This window comes from Burkholderia sp. KBS0801, assembly GCF_005937855.2.
Classification (GTDB): domain Bacteria; phylum Pseudomonadota; class Gammaproteobacteria; order Burkholderiales; family Burkholderiaceae; genus Burkholderia; species Burkholderia ambifaria.
In genome coordinates this window covers 940243-960780 of sequence record NZ_CP042177.1, presented here as the reverse complement: position 1 = coordinate 960780, position 20538 = coordinate 940243, and the positions used below count along the sequence as shown (strand labels likewise).

General features: G+C 66.3%; 22 protein-coding genes and 4 tRNA genes. 15 read left to right on the top strand and 11 right to left on the bottom strand.

What is annotated here, in order from left to right:
- Positions 1 to 75 precede the first annotated feature (75 nt).
- On the top strand, positions 76 to 339 hold the full coding sequence (locus FFI87_RS04720; protein ID WP_012363306.1) for a hypothetical protein: 264 nt from the start codon (positions 76 to 78) through the stop codon (positions 337 to 339).
- 508 nt (positions 340 to 847) lie between these two features.
- Positions 848 to 1990 (top strand): porin, encoded by a 1143-nt coding sequence (locus FFI87_RS04715; RefSeq protein WP_138848119.1) that lies wholly within the window; start codon positions 848 to 850, stop codon positions 1988 to 1990.
- Between the two features lie 102 nt (positions 1991 to 2092).
- On the opposite strand, the gene greB is transcribed toward FFI87_RS04715, so the two are convergent.
- Positions 2093 to 2662 (bottom strand): transcription elongation factor GreB, encoded by a 570-nt coding sequence (gene greB, locus FFI87_RS04710; protein ID WP_138848120.1) that lies wholly within the window; start codon positions 2660 to 2662, stop codon positions 2093 to 2095.
- Positions 2663 to 2792: 130 nt separating this feature from the next.
- On the opposite strand from greB, the gene FFI87_RS04705 reads away from it, so the two are divergent.
- The 3 genes from FFI87_RS04705 (at position 2793) to FFI87_RS04695 (ending at position 3150) form a co-directional block, all read left to right on the top strand.
- A tRNA-Arg gene (locus tag FFI87_RS04705) sits at positions 2793 to 2869 on the top strand.
- 66 nt (positions 2870 to 2935) lie between these two features.
- Positions 2936 to 3012: transfer RNA gene (locus FFI87_RS04700), tRNA-Arg, on the top strand.
- A 61-nt stretch (positions 3013 to 3073) separates the two neighbouring features.
- Positions 3074 to 3150, top strand: a tRNA-Arg gene (locus tag FFI87_RS04695).
- Positions 3151 to 3344: 194 nt separating this feature from the next.
- On the opposite strand, the gene FFI87_RS04690 is transcribed toward FFI87_RS04695, so the two are convergent.
- The 4 genes from FFI87_RS04690 to FFI87_RS04675 form a co-directional block, all read right to left on the bottom strand.
- Complete coding sequence (locus FFI87_RS04690) at positions 3345 to 5711, bottom strand: RelA/SpoT family protein (protein WP_126227327.1); 2367 nt, start codon at positions 5709 to 5711, stop codon at positions 3345 to 3347.
- Positions 5712 to 5774: 63 nt separating this feature from the next.
- On the bottom strand, positions 5775 to 5978 hold the full coding sequence (gene rpoZ, locus FFI87_RS04685; RefSeq protein ID WP_006756189.1) for a DNA-directed RNA polymerase subunit omega: 204 nt from the start codon (positions 5976 to 5978) through the stop codon (positions 5775 to 5777).
- 58 nt (positions 5979 to 6036) lie between these two features.
- Positions 6037 to 6720 carry a guanylate kinase gene (gene gmk / locus FFI87_RS04680; protein WP_006750850.1) on the bottom strand — a complete coding sequence of 228 codons (684 nt, stop codon included), beginning with the start codon at positions 6718 to 6720 and terminating at the stop codon, positions 6037 to 6039.
- An 81-nt stretch (positions 6721 to 6801) separates the two neighbouring features.
- Positions 6802 to 7725, bottom strand: a complete 924-nt coding sequence (locus tag FFI87_RS04675) for a YicC/YloC family endoribonuclease (RefSeq protein WP_011656223.1) — start codon at positions 7723 to 7725, stop codon at positions 6802 to 6804.
- Positions 7726 to 7899: 174 nt separating this feature from the next.
- Between FFI87_RS04675 and rph the strand changes: the two genes are divergently transcribed.
- From rph to FFI87_RS04625, 9 genes are all read left to right on the top strand, one after another.
- Positions 7900 to 8640 (top strand): ribonuclease PH, encoded by a 741-nt coding sequence (gene rph / locus FFI87_RS04670; protein ID WP_006756186.1) that lies wholly within the window; start codon positions 7900 to 7902, stop codon positions 8638 to 8640.
- Positions 8633 to 9262: an RdgB/HAM1 family non-canonical purine NTP pyrophosphatase gene (gene rdgB, locus FFI87_RS04665; RefSeq protein ID WP_138848121.1), complete on the top strand. Its 630-nt coding sequence runs from the start codon at positions 8633 to 8635 to the stop codon at positions 9260 to 9262. The genes rph and rdgB overlap by 8 nt, the downstream gene beginning before the upstream one ends.
- Before the next feature lie 34 nt (positions 9263 to 9296).
- A complete protein-coding gene (hemW, locus tag FFI87_RS04660) occupies positions 9297 to 10511 on the top strand; it encodes a radical SAM family heme chaperone HemW (protein ID WP_138848122.1) in 1215 nt (404 codons plus the stop codon).
- Positions 10512 to 10553: 42 nt separating this feature from the next.
- A tRNA-Ser gene (locus FFI87_RS04655) sits at positions 10554 to 10641 on the top strand.
- A 147-nt stretch (positions 10642 to 10788) separates the two neighbouring features.
- The gene (locus tag FFI87_RS04650) at positions 10789 to 11190 is read left to right on the top strand and encodes a hypothetical protein (RefSeq protein ID WP_012363301.1); all 402 of its coding nucleotides are present in this window, start codon (positions 10789 to 10791) and stop codon (positions 11188 to 11190) included.
- Positions 11191 to 11347: 157 nt separating this feature from the next.
- Complete coding sequence (locus FFI87_RS04645) at positions 11348 to 11641, top strand: hypothetical protein (RefSeq protein WP_138848123.1); 294 nt, start codon at positions 11348 to 11350, stop codon at positions 11639 to 11641.
- A 245-nt stretch (positions 11642 to 11886) separates the two neighbouring features.
- Positions 11887 to 12375, top strand: coding sequence for a TonB family protein (locus FFI87_RS04640; protein ID WP_138848503.1), 489 nt, complete (start codon positions 11887 to 11889; stop codon positions 12373 to 12375).
- A gap of 311 nt (positions 12376 to 12686) precedes the next feature.
- Positions 12687 to 14000 carry an MFS transporter gene (locus FFI87_RS04630; protein WP_138848124.1) on the top strand — a complete coding sequence of 438 codons (1314 nt, stop codon included), beginning with the start codon at positions 12687 to 12689 and terminating at the stop codon, positions 13998 to 14000.
- Between the two features lie 104 nt (positions 14001 to 14104).
- Positions 14105 to 14284, top strand: coding sequence for a hypothetical protein (locus FFI87_RS04625; protein WP_105830982.1), 180 nt, complete (start codon positions 14105 to 14107; stop codon positions 14282 to 14284).
- 28 nt (positions 14285 to 14312) lie between these two features.
- Here FFI87_RS04625 and waaC read toward each other — a convergent pair whose 3' ends face one another.
- Complete coding sequence (gene waaC / locus FFI87_RS04620) at positions 14313 to 15311, bottom strand: lipopolysaccharide heptosyltransferase I (protein WP_138848125.1); 999 nt, start codon at positions 15309 to 15311, stop codon at positions 14313 to 14315.
- A 169-nt stretch (positions 15312 to 15480) separates the two neighbouring features.
- Between waaC and FFI87_RS04615 the strand changes: the two genes are divergently transcribed.
- Positions 15481 to 17040, top strand: coding sequence for a chloride channel protein (locus tag FFI87_RS04615; RefSeq protein ID WP_138848126.1), 1560 nt, complete (start codon positions 15481 to 15483; stop codon positions 17038 to 17040).
- 117 nt (positions 17041 to 17157) lie between these two features.
- Here FFI87_RS04615 and FFI87_RS04610 read toward each other — a convergent pair whose 3' ends face one another.
- The 5 genes from FFI87_RS04610 to FFI87_RS04590 form a co-directional block, all read right to left on the bottom strand.
- Positions 17158 to 17559, bottom strand: a complete 402-nt coding sequence (locus tag FFI87_RS04610) for a YXWGXW repeat-containing protein (protein ID WP_138848127.1) — start codon at positions 17557 to 17559, stop codon at positions 17158 to 17160.
- 159 nt (positions 17560 to 17718) lie between these two features.
- Entirely contained in the window at positions 17719 to 17973 is a 255-nt protein-coding gene (gene minE, locus FFI87_RS04605; protein ID WP_006750836.1) for a cell division topological specificity factor MinE, read from the bottom strand.
- Positions 17974 to 17985: 12 nt separating this feature from the next.
- The gene (gene minD, locus FFI87_RS04600) at positions 17986 to 18801 is read right to left on the bottom strand and encodes a septum site-determining protein MinD (protein WP_006750835.1); all 816 of its coding nucleotides are present in this window, start codon (positions 18799 to 18801) and stop codon (positions 17986 to 17988) included.
- A gap of 59 nt (positions 18802 to 18860) precedes the next feature.
- A complete protein-coding gene (gene minC, locus FFI87_RS04595; RefSeq protein ID WP_105831597.1) occupies positions 18861 to 19625 on the bottom strand; it encodes a septum site-determining protein MinC in 765 nt (254 codons plus the stop codon).
- A gap of 157 nt (positions 19626 to 19782) precedes the next feature.
- Complete coding sequence (locus tag FFI87_RS04590; RefSeq protein ID WP_012363292.1) at positions 19783 to 20298, bottom strand: GNAT family N-acetyltransferase; 516 nt, start codon at positions 20296 to 20298, stop codon at positions 19783 to 19785.
- Positions 20299 to 20538 lie beyond the last annotated feature (240 nt).

The window sequence follows — 20538 nt, the reverse complement described above, 5'->3', positions numbered from 1 at the left end:
TCCTCGGGTTTTTTCGGGTTGCGAAAAGCGGGGGACGTTGCGATGCTGGTGCCAAGCAATGGAAGGAGAAGGGTCATGTGGCTGGATGGAATCAAGCGCTTCGCGAGCCGGCTCGCACGCGCACGCCGCAAGTCCCGCGCGCTGGCCGAGCCTCGTGAAGCGCCGTGCGATACCGAGTTCGATCCGAACTGGCACGGCGATCATTGGCAGAACCTGCTGGCGTCGCCGCTGGACGCTCGTCACTACGTGATGGAAGATTGGACTTATACGCCGCCGCAGGCTGAAGCCGAGGATCCGCCGCCGGCTGCCAAGCGCAAGCGACGCTCGTACATGCAGTAAGGCCAGCAGGGATCGGAAAGACCGGGCAAAAAAAAGCGCGACTGGGAAGTCGCGCCGACAAAGGTTTGGAGATCTTTTCCGTCAACGAAAAAGTCTGCTTCGGAAAGCAGAGATCGCAGTATAGCGAGAGAACATCCTTTCATTATCCATGCTCCACACAAACCTCTATTGCCGATGTGTCAATAATCGCGCTAGGCCTACCCTCGCCTGCCACTGAGGGCCTGTCGCGATCGCGCAACGCCTGGTACGCAGTCCTGAGTAGCATTTCCGCCCGCGGCGCCGCAGCAAAGTGTTGCTGGACGCGGCTCTCCGCGCATGCACCCATTTTTGCGCGATTCAAAATACAGTATTGCAGGAAGCGGCTTTCCTCCGTGCCGAGGCCGATCCGTACACTGCAAATGGTTTTCCGACGAGGGTGCCGCGCCCCATGCGCACGGCGTCGCCGACCCGCGACGCCGCCGATGCCCACAGCAGGTTCGATCGACATCATCCTGTTTGGAGACAGATCATGAAAAAGACCCTGATCGTCGCCGCATTGGCGGGCGTGGCTGCCAGCGCCGCCCATGCGCAAAGCAGCGTCACGCTGTACGGCCTGATCGATGCCGGCATCACCTACACGAACAACCAGCATGGTCACAGCGCGTGGCAGGAGACGAGCGGCTCGATCAACGGCAGCCGCTGGGGCCTGCGCGGCACCGAGGATCTCGGCGGCGGATTGAAGGCGATCTTCACGCTGGAAAACGGCTTCGGCATCAACAACGGTTCACTGAAGCAGAACGGCCGCGAGTTCGGTCGTCAGGCGTTCGTCGGGCTCGCGCACAACAGCTACGGCTCGCTCACGCTCGGCCGCCAGTACGACAGCGTCGTCGACTACCTCGGCCCGCTGTCGCTAACCGGCACCCAGTACGGCGGCACGCAGTTCGCGCACCCGTTCGACAACGACAACCTGAACAACTCGTTCCGGATCAACAACTCGGTGAAGTACCAGAGCGCGAACTACGGCGGCCTGAAGTTCGGCGGGCTGTACGGCTTTTCGAATTCCACCGGTTTCGCGAACAATCGCGCGTACAGCGTCGGCGCGTCGTACAGCTACATGGGCTTCAACGTCGCGGCCGCGTACCTGCAGCTCAACAACAACATCAACGCGCTGGCGCTCGCGGCCAGCGACCCCGGCGCGGTGGCCGGCGACTGGACCTTCGCGGCCAGCCGGCAGCGCACGTGGGGCGCAGGCCTGAACTACACGTTCGGGCCCGCGACGGCCGGCTTCGTGTTCACGCAGACACGCCTGACCAATTCGGCCGGGATCAGCGCCGGTCAATCCGGCGTGTCGACCGGCATCCCGCTCGCCGGCGGCACGCGCTTCAACAATTACGAGGTGAACGGCCGCTACGCGCTGACGCCGGCGTTCTCGCTCGCCGGCTCGTACACGTACACCGACAGCCGCCTCGACGGCCAGACGCCGAGCTGGCATCAGTTCAACCTGCAGGCCGACTATGCGCTGTCGAAGCGCACCGACCTGTACCTGCAGAGCGAATACCAGCGGGTCAATGCCAATGGGCTCGCGATCGGCGCGAACATCAACGGACTCGGCGCCGCATCGTCGACGAACAAGCAGATCGCCGTCACGGCCGGCATGCGCCACCGCTTCTGAGCGAGACGATGGCCGCCGGCCGTTCGACCGGGACCGCCATGACGAAGCGCCCCGCCCGGGGCGCTTATTCGTTTCAGCGCGGCATGACGCGGATGCGGCGCTTCATGCCCACGCGTTGCCCGGCGCCGGATAGCGAACGTCGAGCACGTCGATCGGCTGTGGGCCGGCCGGCGTCATCAGCGTGACGGTATCGCCGATCTTCGCCTTGATGAGCGCACGCGCGACCGGCGAGATCCAGCTGACGCAACCGTGATCGAGATCGACCTCGTCGATCCCGACGATCGTGATGGTGTGATCCTCGCCATCCGGCGTCGCGTAGTCGACCGTCGCGCCGAAGAACACCTGGTCGACGTTCTCCTGCCGGCTCGCGTCGACGACTTCGGCGAGATCGAGCCGCTTCGTCAGGAAGCGGATCCGGCGGTCGATCTCGCGCAGCCGCCGCTTGCCGTAGATGTAGTCGCCGTTCTCCGACCGGTCGCCGTTCGACGCGGCCCACGACACGAGGCGCACGACCTCGGGACGCTCGACGTCGATCAGGTTCAGCAGTTCGTCCCTGAGCCGCTTGTGGCCGGCCGGCGTGATGTAGTTCTTGGTGCCCGCCGGAATCGCGGGTTGACTCGGGTCGAGATCGTCGTCGTCACCGTCCGACTCTTTGACAAACGCCTTGTTCATGATGCGGATTCAAAACTTGGATGATCGATGCTTCAAGGGTACACGAACACGGCCGCGCAAGATCGTGCGACATATTTTGCGAAGAAGGCTTCCCTTTTTATACGACTCTGCTATACTTCCGCTTCTGCGTGCGGCTGTAGCTCAGTTGGATAGAGTACTTGGCTACGAACCAAGGGGTCGTGGGTTCGAATCCTGCCAGCCGCGCCACCTTTTCGAGGGCCTTCCGAACCGAAGGCCCTTTCAGTTCAAAGTAGTAGTATTTTGTTTTTGCGTGCGGCTGTAGCTCAGTTGGATAGAGTACTTGGCTACGAACCAAGGGGTCGTGGGTTCGAATCCTGCCAGCCGCGCCACCTTTTTGGGGGCCTTCCCATCGCAGAAGGTTCCGACAGTTGAAGTAGTACCGCTTTGCGTGCGGCTGTAGCTCAGTTGGATAGAGTACTTGGCTACGAACCAAGGGGTCGTGGGTTCGAATCCTGCCAGCCGCGCCATCTTAGAAGGGCCTTCCTCCGGGAAGGCCCTTTTTCTTTGCCCCTCCCCTCCACGCTTCTTCGCGGCGATCGTCGCTCCCGCTCGACACTGGGGCCGGGCCACCACCGCACCACGCCATGCCACCTCGCCTGCGTCACCAATGAAAACGGCGGCCCGTGGCCGCCGTCGTATCCCGCTCAGGCAATGCGTCGCGTCAGTAATCCTGTCGTTCGCGCTCGATGCGCATGCCGCCGTCGTGACGCGCATGCACGCTGTCGTCGGTCGAGCGCTCGCGCATGATCCGCATTACATCCGGATTGGTCCGCACGCGCCGCATCACGTTCGCCAGGTGCACGCGATCGCTGACCTGAATCACGAAGCGCAGCACCGTCGATTCGTGCGTCAGATCCTCGTCCATGGCGATGTGGACGATGTTCGCGTCGGCCGACGTGATGTCCGCCGCCACGCGCGCGAAGATGCCCTTCGTGTTCTTCACGAGCGCCTTCACCGCGACGTCGAACAGGCGGCCCGGCTGCGGCGCCCACTCGACGTCGATCCAGCGGCCCGGATCGCGGCGATGGATGCGCTGCGCGACACGGCAATCGGTCGTATGAATCGCCATCCCGAGGCCGATGCCGATATAGCCCATGATCGCATCGCCCGGAATCGGCCGGCAGCATGCCGACAGCTGCACCGACATCCCCTCGGTGCCCGTAATGACGACCGGCGGCGCATTGTGCGCGGGATGCCGCTCCGACTTCGGCAGATCGTCGTCCGCATCGCGGCCGCTCGTCAGCACCTCGATGCGCTTGGCCATCACCGCGGCGACGCGGCGGCCGAGGCCGATGTCCGCGAAGATTTCCTGGCGGCTCTTGTTGCCCGTCCACTGCACGAGCTTCTCCCACACTTCCGGCGCCACGTCGGCCAGCGCCAGCCCGTAACCCTTCAGGCTTTGGTCGACGAGCCGCTCGCCGAGCTGCACCGACTCGTTCAGGCGCATCGTCTTCAGGTAGTGACGAATGGCCGAGCGCGCCTTGCCGGTGCGCACGAAACCGAGCCAAGCGGGGTTCGGCTTCGAATACGGCGCGGTGATCACCTCGACGATGTCGCCGCTCTTCAGCTCGGTACGCAGCGGCAGCAGCTCGTTGTTGATCTTCACGGCCACGCACTGGTTGCCGAGATCGCTGTGGATCGAATACGCGAAATCGAGCGCCGTCGCACCGCGCGGCAGCGCCATGATCTTCGACTTCGGCGTGAACACGTAGACCGCATCCGGGAACAGGTCGATCTTCACGTGCTCGAGGAATTCGCTCGAATCGCCGGCTTCGCTCTGAATGTCGAGCAGCGACTTCAGCCACTGGTGCGCGCGCTTCTGCACGTCGTTCAGATCGGCGCCGCCGTTCTTGTACAGCCAGTGCGCGGCCACGCCGGCCTCGGCGATCTCGTGCATCTTGCGCGTGCGCACCTGGAACTCGATCGGCGCGCCGAACGGGCCGACGAGCGTCGTGTGCAGCGACTGATAGCCGTTGATCTTCGGGATCGCGATGTAGTCCTTGAACTTGCCGGGCACGGGCTTGTACAGCGCGTGCAGCGCACCGATGCACGTGTAGCAGTCGAGCGGGCTATCGACGACGACGCGAAAGCCGTACACGTCGAGCACCTGCGAGAACGACAGCTGCTTGTCGCGCATCTTGCGGTAGATGCTGTAGATCGTCTTTTCGCGGCCGGTGATCTCGGCGTCGATCTTCGCGTCGGTCATCGCGCGCTGCGCGGACTCGAGGATCTTGCTGATCACTTCGCGGCGGTTGCCGCGCGCGGCCTTCACGGCCTTCTCGAGCGTCGCGTAGCGATGCGGGTTGAAATTCGCGAAGCTCATGTCCTGCAGCTCGCGATACGTGTTGTTCAACCCGAGGCGGTGCGCGATCGGCGCATAGATGTCGAGCGTCTCGCGGGCGACGCGGCGGCGCTTTTCCATCGGCACCGCGCCGAGCGTGCGCATGTTGTGCAGACGGTCGGCGAGCTTGACGAGGATGACGCGCACGTCGCGCGCCATCGCGAGCAGCATCTTGCGGAAGTTTTCCGCCTGCGCTTCCTCGCGGCTGCGGAACTCCATCTTGTCGAGCTTCGACAGGCCGTCGACCAGTTCGGCGACCTTCGGGCCGAAGCGTTCGGCGAGCTCGCTCTTGGTCACGCCCTGGTCTTCCATCACGTCGTGCAGCAACGCGGCCATCACGGCTTGCGCGTCGAGCTTCCAGCCGGCGCAGATTTCCGCGACGGCGACAGGATGGGTGATGTAGGGTTCGCCGCTCTGGCGATATTGACCGAGGTGGGCTTCGTCGCTGAAGTGGAACGCCGCCTTGACCTCTTTGATTTCTTCCGGAGGGAGATACTCGGCAAGCGCGGCCGTCAGTTTCGCGATCGAAACGACGCCGTGCTTGCGCGGCTGCTCCGGAGTGGCGGTCGGCCCGAACAGATGCCGGAAGGACTGTTCGAGGACCGCGTCGATGTACTGGCGCGCAGGTGACCGGGCCGTGGCTTCGGTGGTCGAATCCGCGGAGGCGGACGATGGGGTGGTGCTCATATTCGCCTCCAGGTCGAGTCGTTGCGCGCGTGGATTACATGGCTGGAACGGGCCGGATGCGCGTTACACCGGCACCTTCTTCAACATCTCGACGCCGACGTGACCGGAAGCGATCTCGCGCAGCGCGACGACGGTCGGCTTGTCGCGGCTCTCGATCTTCGGCGTATGGCCTTGCGCGAGCTGCCGCGCGCGGTAGGTGGCGGCGAGCGCCAGTTCGAAGCGGTTGGGGATTTGCTTCAGGCAGTCTTCGACAGTAATGCGAGCCATGTTGGTAATTCCTTCTGAATATAGTCCTTATTCTACCTTATGTCCCTCTACCCTCGCGTCATTCCGCGTGGGGCAGATGGATGCCGAGCTCGATGAACAGCTCCGTGTGTCGCGCGTACTGCGAAGCAAAGCGCAGGCGCGTTGCCGTGACGATGCATTCGAGCTCGGCCAGCGCACGATCGAAATTCTCGTTGATCACGACGTATTCCGCCTCGGATGCATGCGCCATCTCGCTGCCCGCGGCGAGCAGGCGTCGCGTGATCACGTTCGGTTCGTCCTGCCCGCGCTTCTTCAGGCGCTCCTCGAGCGCATCGAGCGACGGCGGCAGAATGAAGATGCCGACCGCGTTGCGGAACTGCTTCTTCACCTGCTGCGCGCCCTGCCAGTCGATCTCGAGCAGCACGTCGTGGCCGTTCATCATCTGCTCTTCGATCCAGACGCGCGACGTGCCGTAGTAGTTGCCGTGCACTTCCGCGCTCTCGAGGAATTCGTGCGCGGCGTGGCGCGCGCGGAAATCCTCGACGGTCGTGAAGTGGTAGTGCTGGCCGTCCTGCTCGCCCGGGCGCGGCTTGCGGGTCGTATACGAAATCGACAGGCAGATGTCGCTGTCCTTCGACAGCAGCGCGTTCACGAGCGTCGACTTGCCGGCGCCCGACGGTGCGATGACCATGAACAGGTTGCCGGGATAGACGCCGCCGTGCAGCGCATGCGACGCGTGGCCGTCGCGGGTGAATTCGGTCATGTCAGCCTCCGCCGTGCCGCCCCGATAACACTCGCCGCCCCGTCGAGGGACAGCAAACGTAGTGAGGGTTGTTTCATCTCTTTACTCCAGGTTTTGCACTTGCTCGCGCATCTGCTCGATCAACAGCTTGAGCGCCATCGATGCGTCGGCCAGTTCCTTCGCCGCCGCCTTCGAGCCGAGCGTGTTCGCTTCGCGATTCAGTTCCTGCATCATGAAGTCGAGACGCTTGCCGACGCGGCCGCCCTTCTCGATCACGTGACGCGTTTCGTTCAGGTGCGCGGTGAGTCGCGACAGCTCTTCCGCGATGTCGATCCGGATGCCGTACATCGTCACTTCCTGGCGAATGCGTTCCGCCGCTTCCTCGCGCGTGACGATCGCCGCGCTGCCTTCGGGCGCCGCGAGGCCGAGCGCTTCCTGCAGCCGCTCGACGATCTTCTGCTGATGCTTCGCGATCAGCTCCGGCACGAGCGGCGTGATGCGCGCGACGATCGCTTCCATTTCGGTGACGTTCGACAGCAGCATCGTCGCCAGCTGCGCGCCTTCGCGCGAACGCACGACGACGAGTTCGCCGATCGCTTCCTTGCCGCACGCGAGCACCGCCTCGCGGATCGCATCCGCCGACACGCCGCTCTCGGCGAGCACGCCGGGCCAGCGCAGGATCTCGCCCGCGCGCAGGCGGCCGACGCCCGGGAACGCGTCGAGCACCGAGCGCTCGAGCTCGGCGAGCTGGCCGAGCGCCGACTGGTTCAGCGCGCCCGCGCCGATGCTCTGCTCGCCGCGCTGCAGGTTGATGCGCACGTCGACCTTGCCGCGCGACAGCTTGTTCATCAGCATTTCGCGCAGCGCGGATTCGCACGCGCGCACGTCGTCCGGCATGCGGAAATTCAGGTCGAGGAAGCGCGAGTTCACGGTGCGCAGTTCGACCGACACGCTGGTGCCGCCGTTGCCGGTGGCCGTCGCGAGTTCGCGCGTCGCGCTCGCATAGCCCGTCATGCTGTAGATCATGGTTCGTCTCGCCGTCTGGGTGCCCTTGCGGGCGGGAATAAGTCGAGGCGCCCGGCGCATTGCAAGGCGCGGGGCGGGAAGCGCGCATTATCCCATTTTTGCACCCTACCCCGCCGGGCGCCGCTGCCGTTCGGCGCTAAAATCGGGGTTTCCTCTTCCGTCCACGATTCCCCCATGACGTCTTCCCTGTCCCGCCCGAGCGGCCGTCGCGCCGACGAACTGCGCAAGGTCGCGCTCACGCGCCACTACACGAAACATGCCGAAGGCTCGGTCCTGGTCGAATTCGGCGACACCAAGGTGATCTGCACCGCGAGCGTCGCCGAACGCGTGCCCGAATTCCTGCGCGATCGCGGCCAGGGCTGGCTGACGGCCGAATACGGGATGCTGCCGCGTGCGACGCACACGCGCAGCGACCGTGAAGCCGCCCGCGGCAAGCAGACCGGCCGTACGCAGGAAATTCAGCGCCTGATCGGACGCGCGCTGCGCGCGGTGTTCGATCTCGAGGCGCTGGGCCCGCGCACGATCCACATCGACTGCGACGTGATCCAGGCCGACGGCGGCACGCGCACGGCGAGCATCACCGGCGCGTTCGTCGCCGCGCACGACGCCGTGTCGAAGCTGATCGCGGCCGGCAAGCTCGCGCGCTCGCCGATCACCGATCACGTCGCCGCGATTTCGGTCGGCGTGTACGAAGGCGTGCCGTTGCTCGACCTCGACTACGCGGAAGATTCGCGCTGCGACACCGACATGAACGTCGTGATGACGGGCGCCGGCGGCTTCGTCGAAGTCCAGGGCACCGCCGAAGGCGTGCCGTTCTCGCGCGCCGAGATGAACGCGCTGCTCGACCTCGCGCAAAGCGGGATCGGCCAGCTCGTGCAGTTGCAGAAGGACGTGCTGGGCGCCGGCCATGTCTGACGATCGCACCCTCGCGCCGTTCTCGCGCATCGTGCTCGCGTCGAACAACGCGGGCAAGCTGCGCGAATTCACCGCGCTGTTCTCGACGGTCGGCATCGAGATCGTGCCGCAGGGCGAGCTGGCCGTGCCCGAGGCGGAAGAGCCGTTCGGCACGTTCATCGAGAATGCGCTGACGAAAGCGCGGCATGCGTCGCGGCTCACCGGCCTGCCGGCGATCGCCGACGATTCCGGCCTGTGCGTGCGCGCGCTGCGCGGCGCACCAGGCGTCTATTCGGCGCGCTACGCGCAGCGCGCGGGTCGCGACGCTGGCGACGCGGCGAACAATGCGTACCTCGTCGAGCAGTTGCGCGGTGTCGGCGACCGGCGCGCATACTATTGCTGCGTGCTTGCACTGGTGCGCCACGCGGACGATCCCGAACCGCTGTTCGCCGAAGGTCGCTGGATGGGCGAGATCGTCGACACGCCGCGCGGCGAGCACGGATTCGGCTACGACCCGTATTTCTACCTGCCGTCGCTCGGCGCGACGGCGGCCGAACTCGAGCCGGCCGTGAAGAACACGCACAGCCATCGCGCGCTCGCGCTGAAGGCGCTGCTCGCGCGGCTCGCAGAGGAACCCGCATGATCGTCTTCGTCACGCATTCGCAGCCGGAGGCCGCATGAGCCAGGCGGCGGAAACCGGCGCGCGCGTCGTCGCGACGTTCACGTCGCCCGGGCAGGTGCGGCTCACGTCGCTGCCGCCGCTCGCGCTGTACGTGCATTTTCCGTGGTGCGTGCGCAAGTGCCCGTACTGCGATTTCAACTCGCACGAGTGGAAAGGCGAGCGCTTTCCGGAAACCGAATATCTCGACGCGCTGCGTGCCGATCTCGAGCAGGCGCTGCCGCTCGTCTGGGGCCGGCAGGTGCATACGGTGTTCATCGGCGGCGGCACGCCGAGCCTGCTGTCCGCGGGCGGGCTCGACCGGCTGCTGTCCGACGTGCGGGCGCTGCTGCCGCTCGATGCGGACGCCGAGATCACGCTCGAGGCGAATCCGGGCACGTTCGAGGCCGCGAAGTTCGCGCAGTATCGCGCGAGCGGCGTGAACCGCCTGTCGGTCGGCATCCAGAGCTTCAACGAAGGCCATCTGAAAGCGCTCGGCCGCATTCACGACACCGCGCAGGCACGCGCGGCCGTCGAGATCGCCGCGAAGACGTTCGACAACTTCAACCTCGACCTGATGTTCGCGCTGCCGAACCAGACGCTCGACGAATGCCGGACCGACATCGAGACCGCGCTGTCGTTCGCGCCGCCGCATCTGTCGCTGTATCACCTGACGCTCGAGCCGAACACGATGTTCGCGAAGTTTCCACCCGCGGTGCCCGACGACGACGCGTCGGCCGACATGCAGGAGTGGATTCACGAACGCACGGCCGAGGCCGGTTACGGACGCTACGAAGTGTCCGCGTATGCGAAGCCGAATCATCAGTGCAAGCACAACCTGAACTACTGGCGCTTCGGCGACTATCTCGGGATCGGCGCGGGCGCGCACACGAAGCTGTCGTTCCCGAACCGGATCCTGCGGCAGGCGCGCTACAAGCATCCGGCGACCTTCATCGAACAGGCGACGGCCGGCACGCCGGTGCAGGAAGAACGTGAAGTCGGCCCGCGCGACCTGCCGTTCGAGTTCATGCTGAACACGCTGCGGCTCGTCGAGGGTTTCCCCGTGCATAGCTTCGTCGAACGCACCGGCCTGCCGATCAGCACGATCGAGCCGGCACTCAAGGAAGCGGAGCGGCGCGGGCTGATCACGCGCGATTTCGCGCAGATCGCGCCGACGCCGCTCGGCCAGCGTTTCCTCAACGACCTGCAGGAATTGTTCCTGCGCGACGGCTGAAGCGGAACGACGCGGCATTTCGGTTACAATGCCGCCTCGTGTGGAAGCGTGGCCGAGCGGTTTAAGGCACCGGTCTTGAAAACCGGCGACGGGAAACTGTCCGTGAGTTCGAATCTCACCGCTTCCGCCAAGCGTTCGCCAAACCCCGTCCATTCCTCGAATGACGGGGTTTTTGTTTGTCCGCCGCGCGAAGCACGCGGAGCCCCGCCAGCCGACGCGTGCCGCCGGATGCCGTTACAATCCGGCGCTCCGATCCGCGAAACGGGAAACCCACGTCATGAAGCCCTTCATCGCCTCGTCGCTCGTCGCCCTGCTGGCCACCGTCGGCACGCACGCAGCGGCCGCCGATTCCGCCTCCGGCGCCGACGCGCAAACGCCGTCGTGCGCGATCGCGTACGTGAAGGGCGTCGGCGGCTCGCCGCGCGGCCTGCGCGAATATCTCGCGAGCCCGACGCCGTACAACTACCTGAAGGAAAACGAGCTCCAGTGCAAGGTGTCGGATGACGGGCGCGCGTCGAACTGCACCGGCGTGACGTATATCCGCAACGAGCAGGTCAGCGTGTACGACGATTCCGACCCGGCGACGCTGACGGTCGTCGCGCCGGTGGAACTCGATCATGGTCAGAAGTATCCGGTGATCCTCGTAGTGCAACGCAAGGACGCGCGCTGCGCGCGGTAACGCGCGAGGCCGCACGCGCGACGTCGCCGCCGGCCATGCGCACGAGCCTCACGGGCCGCGCCGCCATCGCCTAGAATTCGATCAGCACGGCGACACGACCGCCGCCGCGACTCGAGGCCGCCCGCGCCACCCGTGCGAGCGGCACACGGAGACCGCCATGACCGAACTGTCGACAGCGACGGACCACGTCGATTACGAAGGCTTCGAGATCCACGTCGTGCCGGGCCTCGCCCCCGGCAGCGACACGCGTTACACCTACACCGGCTATGTCTGCCATCCTGGCGCGAATCCCGCGCTGCCCGGTCACGCGGTGCCCTTCCACGCGGACGGCGAGGAAAGCTACGCGAGCGTCGACGAAGCGGTTCAGGAAGCCGTGCACATCGGCAAGAGCATCATCGACGGCACGCATCCGGACCTGTCTGTTCTGTCGCTCGTGACGCACGGCTACTGAGCCGGGCCCCCGCCGCATTCATCGCTGCCGCCGCGTGCGACCCGCGGGCACGCGCAACGCACGCGCCCGCACCGTCACATGTCACGTCACATCGCGGCATCCGACGGGCCGCCGCTCGCCCGTCATCCGTGAATCGCTACGTCGCGGCGCGCGCCTTATGCGTTTGTCCCGATAACACGTCGTGCACGGGCGTCTATCATTTTTTTATCGTCACCCTCCGGCACTTCCCCATGCCGGCACCTCCCATGTGCCCTCTTCCCCGCCCTCGCGTCGCCCGGCCGCGCGTTGTCGCGCTGGTCGCCGCCATGATGCTTGCCGCCTGCACGATCACCCCGCCGCCGTCGGTGCACTCGGTCGTGACCATCCCGTCGATCACGCGCAGCGGGAATCTCGCGCAGTACCGCGTGGAAGTCGCGCGGTGCGTCGCCGAGCACAATCCGTCCGCCGTGTCGCGCGGGCCGCAGGCGATGCTGCGCTCGCTCGTCGTCGTCTCGTTCACCGTCGATCGCGGCGGCCGCCTCGTCAACGCATCCGTCTATCGCAGCAACGGCGACAGCGAAGCGGAAGCGCTCGCGCTCGCGTCGCTGCGCCGCTCGGCGCCGCTGCCGGTGCCGCCGTCGAAACTGCTGGACGGCAACGGCCGGATCGAGATGATGGAAGGCTGGCTGTTCAACGACGACGGCCGCTTCCAGTTGCAGAGCACCGCATCGGCGCAGGCGCAGTCGCTCGACTGAGGCTGAGCCCCGCCGTGATTGCCGCTCCTTGATTGCCGCTATGTCGCGGCGCTGGCTATAATTTTCCGCAATCGCGCGGCCATCCTCCCGCGCGCGCGTTCGTACGCCGCACCCGGCATGCGAGCCGACCATGCCGGCACCGGGCGGCGGCGACCTATCCGTCTCCATCGTCGACCGGCGGGCGACGTCCGCGCCACGGCGCGCGCGTCCACACCGCTTCCGCATCATCCGCTCGGCGGCTCTTCCGGCAGGCGCCCGCCTGCCCGAGCGCACGCCCAGCCGATCGCCCCAACGACAAATCGGAGACATCCATGTCCGCATCTCCCCCGGCCGTTGCACACGCAACCGGTTCGGCCGGCGCCGCCGTCAGCCACCGGCGCATCGTGTTCGCGAGCTTCATCGGCACCGCGATCGAGTTCTACGACTTCTACGTGTATGCGACCGCCGCGGCGCTCGTCATCGGTCCCGTGTTCTTTCCGCATGGCTCCGCGACCGCACAGGCGCTGTCCGCATTCGTCACGTTCGGCATCGCGTTCATCGCACGGCCGATCGGCTCGTTCCTGTTCGGCCACTTCGGCGACCGCATCGGCCGCAAATCGACGCTCGTCGCGTCGCTGCTCGTCATGGGCGTGTCCACCACCGCCATCGGCTTCGTGCCCGGCTACGACACGATCGGCGCGCTCGCGCCGGTGCTGCTGTGCGTGCTGCGCTTCGGCCAGGGGATCGGCCTCGGCGGCGAATGGGGCGGCGCGGCGCTGCTCGCGACCGAGCACGCGCCGCAAGGCAAGCGCGGCTGGTTCGGGATGTTCCCGCAGCTGGGTCCGTCGGTCGGCTTCCTGATGTCGAACGGGCTGTTCTTCGCGCTCGCGCTGTCGCTGTCCGACGAACAATTCCGCAGCTGGGGCTGGCGGATCCCGTTTCTCGTCAGCGCGGTGCTCGTCGCGGTGGGCCTCTACGTGCGGCTGAAGATCACCGAGACGCCGGCGTTCCAGGCCACGCTCGATCGCAACGAGCGCGTGCGCGTGCCGGTCGCGACGCTCGTCTCGCAACACTGGCGGCCGACGCTGCTCGGCGCGCTCGCGATGGTGGTCTGCTACACGCTGTTCTATATCTCGACGGTGTTCTCGCTGTCGTACGGCGTGGCGACGCTGCATATTCCGCGCCAGAGCTTCCTCGGCCTGCTGTGCTTCGCGGTGGTGTTCATGGGGCTCGCGACGCCGCTGTCGGCATGGGCGTCGGATCGCTTCGGGCGCAAGCCGGTGCTGATCGTCGGCGCGATCGCCGCGCTGCTGTCCGGCTTCGCGATGGAACCGCTGCTCGGCAGCGGTTCGATGCCGCTCGTCGCGCTGTTCCTGACGCTCGAGCTGTTTCTGATGGGCGTGACGTTCGCGCCGATGGGCGCGCTGCTCCCCGAGCTGTTCCCGACCAACGTCCGCTATACGGGCGCGGGCGTCGCGTACAACCTCGGCGGGATCCTCGGCGCGTCGATCGCGCCGTACATCGCGCAGCTGCTCGCCGCGCACGGCGGCCTGTCGTGGGTCGGCGGGTACGTGTCGGTCGCGGCGGCAATCAGCCTGATCGGCGTGCTGCTGATGCGCGAAACCCGAGACGCATCGCTCGTCTGAGCCTGCGGGGCGCACCGGGTTGTGCGGCGGGCGGCGCTGCCTATACTCGACCGTGGGGGCGCCGTTGCGCGCCCACGGGATCCCTCCCCGAAGGAGCCGCCGCGATGAACATCCGCCTCGACAACGCCGACCTCATCCTGATCCTGGCGCTCGCGCTGGGTGGCGCGCTGCTGCTCGCCGCGCGCTTCCGGCCGAAAACCTGGCGCGGACTGCTGTTCGACGCGCTGCTCGCCAATCTGGCGGCCATCGCCGCGGTGGTCGCGTTCGAAGCGCTGCTCGCCTGAACCGGCCGGGTCACGCGAATCGCCGGCGCTAGGCCGTCAGCTGCGCGGGCCGTGCGGCATAGGCCGGTGCGACCGCGTCGATCGCATCGAGTGCCTGCGCAACCGACGGCGGCGCGCCCGGCTCGCCGATCGACAGCGCATTCGGTGCCCCGCCGATCCCGCAATGGTGGCGCGACGTCGCGACGAAAATCATCACGGTCGGCCGCTGCAGCGCGTGCGCCATGTGCACGAAGCCGGTATCGACGCCCACCACGAGCGCGGCCCGGCCGAGGGCCGCGCCGAGTTTGCGCACCGACATCGCCGGCAGCACGATCGCGCCCGGCGCGCGCGCGGCAATGTCCCGCGCGTCGTCATGTTCGGCGGGCGACCCCCACGGCAACAGCACGCGCACGCCGCGCGCCATCATCCGGGTGGCCAGCGCGGCCCAGTGGTCGGCCGGCCATTTCTTGTCCGGATTGGACGTCGCGTGAAACAGCAGCATGAACGGCGTGCCGTCGGTCACGGCGGGCGGCAGGCTCGCATCCTGCGGCGGGACGATCCCGTACGTGGCGATGCCTTCGGGCACATAGCCCAGCGCCTCGCCGGCGCTCACGCGCATGCCGTGCCATGCGTCGCAGTCCGGCCGGGGGCCGAAGCGGTGCGAATACGCAAAACGGGCGCCGGTCTCACCGAGATCCTGCGTCTGGTAGCCGACGCGGCGCGCGGCGCGCGCGAGTACCGAAATGATCGCGCTCTTGTACACGCCGTGCAGATCGATGACCGCATCGTAGCGATGCGCGCGCAGCGCGCCGATCGACGCGGAGATCGCCTTCAGGTCGCCGCCGTTGCGCATCTTCTTGAACCGCCGCAGCGGCGCGCAAAGCACATTGGTCACGCCCGGGTGCCAGCGCACGACTTCCGCGCAGGATTCGTCGACGGCCCAGTCGACCGTCACGCCCGGGAAGGCGCGATGGAGGTCCGCGACGACGGGCAGCGTCTGGACGACGTCGCCGAGCGACGTCACTTTCACGATGAGGATGCGTTTCACGTTCTTTGTGGGATATATCGGACCATTGCGCCATGCTAACGACGCTTGGCGGGTACAAACATTACACCGACATTACATTTGCAACAAAATGCATCGTTTTTGTGAAGGTTTGTCGAGATCGGCATCCGGTTCTTTTTATAATGTGCCCTTTGCCTCCCGGCCCCCGCCGATGCAACGCCCCACCCTTCCCCCCCTGTTTCCCGCCCTCACCCGCCGCTCGCTGCGGATCTGGCGGCAGTACGGTGTGTTCTGGCTCGGCGCGATCGCCGTGGGCCTCGCGGCCGTGCTGTACGCGCGGCTGATCGACTGGGGCTACGACACGTTCCGCACGCTGCGCGAGCACGCCGCATGGCTGCCGCTGCTGCTCACGCCGTCGATCGCCGCGGCATCCGTGTGGATGACGCGCCGCTTCTTTCGCGGCGCGGAGGGCAGCGGGATCCCGCAGGTCATCGCGACGCTGCATGCGAGCCCGGGTGCGTTCGGCGCGCGGCTGCTCACGCTGCGCATCCTGTTCGGCAAGGTCCTGATCTCGTTCCTGGGGATCCTCGGCGGCTTCACGATCGGCCGCGAAGGCCCGACCGTGCAGGTCGGCGCGGCGCTGATGTTCAACCTCCGGCGCTTCTACCCGCGCTCGAACGCGCAAATCGAGCGGCAACTCGTGCTCGCCGGTGCGGCGGCCGGCCTGTCGGCCGCGTTCAATACGCCGCTCGCCGGGATCGTATTCGCGATCGAGGAACTGACGCGCAGCTTCTCCGCGCGCGCAAGCGGCGTGCTGATCACCGCGATCATCCTCGCCGGTGTCGTCGCATTGGGCCTGAACGGCAATTACACGTACTTCGGCACGATCGACGCCGGCCAGCATTTCCCGAAAATGCTCGCCGTCGCCGTGCTCGTCACCGCGCTCGTGACCGGCGTCGCGGGCGGCCTCTTCAGCTGGCTGCTGCTCAATACCGGGCGCTGGCTGCCCGCGCGCCTGCTCGGCCTGTATCGCGAGCGCCCGATCACGTTCGCGGCGGTGTGCGGCTTCGTGATCGCCGTCGTCGGCATCGTGTCGGGCGGGACGACGTTCGGCAGCGGCTATGCCGAGGCACGCGGCCTACTCGACGGCCATGAACAACTGTCGGTGTTCTATCCGTTCCTGAAGATGGTGTCGATGGTCGCGTCGTACCTGCCGGGCATCCCGGGCGGGATCTTCGCGCCGTCGCTGTCGATCGGCGCCGGCTTCGGCAACCTGCTGCACATCGCGTTCAGCCACATGAGCCTGCCGATGCTGATCGCGCTGGCGATGGTCGGCTACCTCGCGGCCGTCACGCAGTCGCCGATCACGTCGTTCGTGATCGTGATGGAGATGATCAACGGCCACGCGCTCGTGATTTCGCTGATGGCGACCGCGCTGGTGTCGAGCCGCATGGCGCGCTTCTTCGCGCCACCGCTCTACGAAACGCTCGCGCAGCGCTATCTCGCGCCGCCCGCGGCCGCCGTCGAACCGGCCCGCGCAGCAGCGCCGGCGGCAGCAACCGGCGTCACCGAGCCGCAGGACGCGGCCGCAGCGCCCGCCGATCCGCTCGACACGCTGCGCGAAGGGGATGGCCGCGAGCCGGACACCGCGGCGGCTGACACCGACACGGACACCGGTGCCACGCACACGCCGGCGACGCCGCATGACGGCAGCCGGCCGGCATCCGGCGCGAACGGCCCGGCGCAACCGGGCTCGACCGACACTCAGTAGATCACCACCGGCGCCGGCCGATAGTAGACAGGCCGGGCCGGCACGACGATACAGCCGGCGAGCGTGATCGCGACGAGCGCAATGGCAATGACGGTTCGTTTCATCGCGCGCGCTCCGTCAAGCCCAGTGGCCGCGGGTCCAGAACCAGTTCGGGCCGCGCTGATTCCAGTGGCCCGGCACCCAGTGCATGCCGATACGCTCGGCTTCCCAGTGGCCGCCGATCCACACGTAGCGACCATGATCCCAGTGCCAGTGACCGCGCTCCCACACATAGCCGACGCGCGCGTCGGGCACGACCTCGTAGCGCACGGCCGGCGGCGCGTTCGGCGCGACGACGACGACTTCCTCGGCAGGCGCGGCCACCGGTTCGGCGACGACCATCCGGCCCGATTGCACCAACACCGGCGCGCCGACGAGGATCTCGTCCGCGCGTGCAGCGAGCGGCGCGGCGACGGCTGACAGGCCCGCGGCGAACAGCGCGAGCGAAACGATACGACTTTGAACAGCAGAGACAGCCATCACAACCTCCTGAGTGACAAATGACGCGAGCGTATTCGTTCAATGCGGGAGGTCGACCAACGGCCGACAGACACCGTGTTACGGCGAGCCCGAAAGTGCAACAGGGCGTAAGACGCGCACGACGGCAAGCGCCGCCGTGCGGAGAGAGGCCGACAAAAGTCAGGCTTGCGGGATCTCGATCTTCACTTCGAGGACTTCGAGATCGTCCTGGCGCTCGAGGCTCACGCGGATGTCATCGTTCGAAATACGGACGTACTTCGAGATGACCGCGACCAGCTCCTTCTGCAGCGCCGGCAGGTAATCGGCCGGCGGCCGACCGCCGACCCGCTCGTGCGCGATGATGAGCTGCAGGCGCTCCTTCGCGACCGATGCGGACTTCTTCTTCTCACCGAGGAGAAACGAAAGGATGGACATGGGCGGCCTCCGTTACTTGCTGCCGAAGAGGCGCTGCAGCAGGCCCGGCTTCTGGTAATCGGTGAAGCGCAGCGGCTTGTCCTCGCCGAGGAAGCGAGCGACGACGTCCTTGTACGCTTCCGCCACGTCGGTGCCGTCGATATGCACGGCCGGCAGACCCTGGTTCGATGCGTGCAGCACGGCTTCCGATTCGGGCACCACGCCGATCAGCTTGATGCGCAGGATCTCGCTGATGTCCTCGAGCGACAGCATCTCGCCTTCGCTCACGCGCTTCGGGCTGTAACGCGTGATCAGCAGGTGCTCCTTGATCGGATCCTTGCCTTCGGTCGCGCGCTTCGTCTTCGACGACAGGATGCCGAGAATGCGGTCAGAGTCGCGCACCGACGACACTTCCGGGTTCGTGACGATCAGCGCTTCGTCGGCGAAGTACATCGCATGCAGCGCACCGGCTTCGATCCCGGCCGGCGAATCGCAGACGATGAAGTCGAAGTCCATCGCGACCAGGTCGTTCAGCACCTTCTCGACGCCGTCGCGCGTGAGCGCATCCTTGTCGCGCGTCTGCGACGCCGGCAGGATGTACAGGTTCTCGCACTTCTTGTCCTTGATCAGCGCCTGGTTCAGGTTCGCTTCGCCCTGGATCACGTTGACGAGGTCGTACACCACGCGCCGCTCGCAGCCCATGATGAGATCGAGGTTGCGCAGGCCAACGTCGAAGTCGATCACGGCCGTCTTGTGGCCACGCAGCGCGAGGCCCGACGCGAAGCTCGCGCTGGTCGTCGTCTTGCCCACGCCGCCCTTGCCCGAAGTCACCACGATGATTTTTGCCATTTACCCAATACCCTGTGTTCGTCAATGAGAGCCGATCGATCCGGCGTGCGCCGCGTGAATCACGTCAGGCGCAGCGGTTCGATCATCAGTTTTTCCTCTTCGAGCCGGATCTGCACCGCTTTGCCCAGTATGTCGGCGGGCAACGGGTTCTCGGTCGTTCGATAGATACCCGCGATTGAAATCAGTTCCGGTTCGAGACACGTGCAGAAAATGCGCGCGTCGTGATTGCCGTGCACGCCCGCGAGTGCGCGGCCGCGCAACGGCGCGTAGATGTGGATGTTGCCTTCCGCGATGATCTCGGCGCCGTGACTGACCGGCGCAAGCACCACGAGGTCCCCTTTCGCGTAAATCTGCTGCCCCGAACGCAGCGGCCGGTCGATCACCAGCGTCTGGCCGCCCGCCGAAATCTGCGTCGGCGCGGGCTCCGGCGCCGGTTCGGCTGCCGCAACGGCCTCGGCAACGACAGGCGCTGGCTCCGCTTCGTCGGCCGGCTTCGCGGCCGACACGCGGCGATCGCGCGCCTCCAGCAACGGCAGACCGGCTTCCCCCGCCCAGCCCTGCGTGGCCAGCGCCACGACGCCCACCGGGCGCATCCGCACGTCGTTCAGCATCTGGCGGATGTCGGCGAGCGCGACGCGTTCGCCGTCCGCGAGGCGGCGGACGTCGATCGCGACGACATCGTCGGCAAAAAACTCGGGAGTCGCTTCGAAGCGCTTGACCAGTTCGGTACGCAACGCATCGAGATCGGTCGTCTTCACGGTGAACAGCAACGTATCGACCGATCCGCTGCGCAGCTCGAAGAATGGCGATTTTTTAAGCGACATGGACACTCTGCAAAAAATTTTTGCGTATTTTACAGGCGTCCACGCGTGCAGCCATCATTTTTGGGAAACCAGGTCGCGGCGAACGCGCGACCAGAAGGGGGGCAGTGGGACGGGCGACCGGGCCTTCATTGCGCCGTGCGGCCCGCGCGTTCATGCGTCAGGGTGTGTTGAAGTGCGACACGAACAACGACTTCATCGCGCCGGGCATGCGCGCGATTGGTGCATGCTCGCCCGTGTTGCCGAAACCCGCACGTTCGTAGAAACGGATTGCGTTGCGGTTCGCATCGGCGATCCATGCATAGACGTCCTGCGCACCACGTTCGGCCAGCCACGTGGTGGCCGTTTCCAGCAACAGCACGCCGCCGCGCAGATGACGCACCGCGTGCGCGACCCAGAGCTCGCTGACGAACGCGCGCCGCTCGGGCGTATTGTCGAAATACGCGCCGATCATGCCGGCCGGATGGCCTTCGGTGTACAGCAGGAAAGTCGTCGACTCGTCGGACGTGGCGCGCAGCGCGGCGATGGCCGCCGCCGCGTCGGCATCGACGTTCAGCAATTCGGCCTCCGGCGCTTCGCCGGGCGCGTAGGGCTCACGCAATGACGCGGCGCGGAGTTCGCGATACACGCGGCCCTGGTCGGCAGCGATACGACGAACGGTCAAGGTCGAACTCATGCAGGCACAGCCCCCTTCGGACAGCAAGCTAGTAGCTTCAACCGAAAGCGGGGCATGAGTCAAATCGTTATTTTCAAATGACGGCGCGGATCGAAAGGCAACGGATGTCGCGCCCGCGCGGGTGTGCAAATGCAGCATTGGCGCGGCGATGCGCAGCGATGCATCGCAAGCGAGCCGCAAGGTCGGACGTGTCGCCCCGATCGCCTTGTGATGTATGGGATTCATGTGGCACGCGTCCTG

Excerpts from the sequence above, each read along its gene's own strand:
- FFI87_RS04720 (WP_012363306.1), top strand. The coding sequence starts at position 76 with ATGTGGCTGGATGGAATCAAGCGCTTCGCGAGCCGGCTCGCACGCGCA.
- FFI87_RS04715 (WP_138848119.1), top strand. The coding sequence starts at position 848 with ATGAAAAAGACCCTGATCGTCGCCGCATTGGCGGGCGTGGCTGCCAGC.
- greB (WP_138848120.1), bottom strand. The coding sequence starts at position 2,662 with ATGAACAAGGCGTTTGTCAAAGAGTCGGACGGTGACGACGACGATCTC.
- FFI87_RS04690 (WP_126227327.1), bottom strand. The coding sequence starts at position 5,711 with ATGAGCACCACCCCATCGTCCGCCTCCGCGGATTCGACCACCGAAGCC.
- rpoZ (WP_006756189.1), bottom strand. The coding sequence starts at position 5,978 with ATGGCTCGCATTACTGTCGAAGACTGCCTGAAGCAAATCCCCAACCGC.
- gmk (WP_006750850.1), bottom strand. The coding sequence starts at position 6,720 with ATGACCGAATTCACCCGCGACGGCCACGCGTCGCATGCGCTGCACGGC.
- FFI87_RS04675 (WP_011656223.1), bottom strand. The coding sequence starts at position 7,725 with ATGATCTACAGCATGACGGGCTATGCGAGCGCGACGCGCGAACTCGCG.
- rph (WP_006756186.1), top strand. The coding sequence starts at position 7,900 with ATGACGTCTTCCCTGTCCCGCCCGAGCGGCCGTCGCGCCGACGAACTG.
- rdgB (WP_138848121.1), top strand. The coding sequence starts at position 8,633 with ATGTCTGACGATCGCACCCTCGCGCCGTTCTCGCGCATCGTGCTCGCG.
- hemW (WP_138848122.1), top strand. The coding sequence starts at position 9,297 with ATGAGCCAGGCGGCGGAAACCGGCGCGCGCGTCGTCGCGACGTTCACG.
- FFI87_RS04650 (WP_012363301.1), top strand. The coding sequence starts at position 10,789 with ATGAAGCCCTTCATCGCCTCGTCGCTCGTCGCCCTGCTGGCCACCGTC.
- FFI87_RS04645 (WP_138848123.1), top strand. The coding sequence starts at position 11,348 with ATGACCGAACTGTCGACAGCGACGGACCACGTCGATTACGAAGGCTTC.
- FFI87_RS04640 (WP_138848503.1), top strand. The coding sequence starts at position 11,887 with ATGTGCCCTCTTCCCCGCCCTCGCGTCGCCCGGCCGCGCGTTGTCGCG.
- FFI87_RS04630 (WP_138848124.1), top strand. The coding sequence starts at position 12,687 with ATGTCCGCATCTCCCCCGGCCGTTGCACACGCAACCGGTTCGGCCGGC.
- FFI87_RS04625 (WP_105830982.1), top strand. The coding sequence starts at position 14,105 with ATGAACATCCGCCTCGACAACGCCGACCTCATCCTGATCCTGGCGCTC.
- FFI87_RS04615 (WP_138848126.1), top strand. The coding sequence starts at position 15,481 with ATGCAACGCCCCACCCTTCCCCCCCTGTTTCCCGCCCTCACCCGCCGC.
- FFI87_RS04610 (WP_138848127.1), bottom strand. The coding sequence starts at position 17,559 with ATGGCTGTCTCTGCTGTTCAAAGTCGTATCGTTTCGCTCGCGCTGTTC.
- minE (WP_006750836.1), bottom strand. The coding sequence starts at position 17,973 with ATGTCCATCCTTTCGTTTCTCCTCGGTGAGAAGAAGAAGTCCGCATCG.
- minD (WP_006750835.1), bottom strand. The coding sequence starts at position 18,801 with ATGGCAAAAATCATCGTGGTGACTTCGGGCAAGGGCGGCGTGGGCAAG.
- minC (WP_105831597.1), bottom strand. The coding sequence starts at position 19,625 with ATGTCGCTTAAAAAATCGCCATTCTTCGAGCTGCGCAGCGGATCGGTC.
- FFI87_RS04590 (WP_012363292.1), bottom strand. The coding sequence starts at position 20,298 with ATGAGTTCGACCTTGACCGTTCGTCGTATCGCTGCCGACCAGGGCCGC.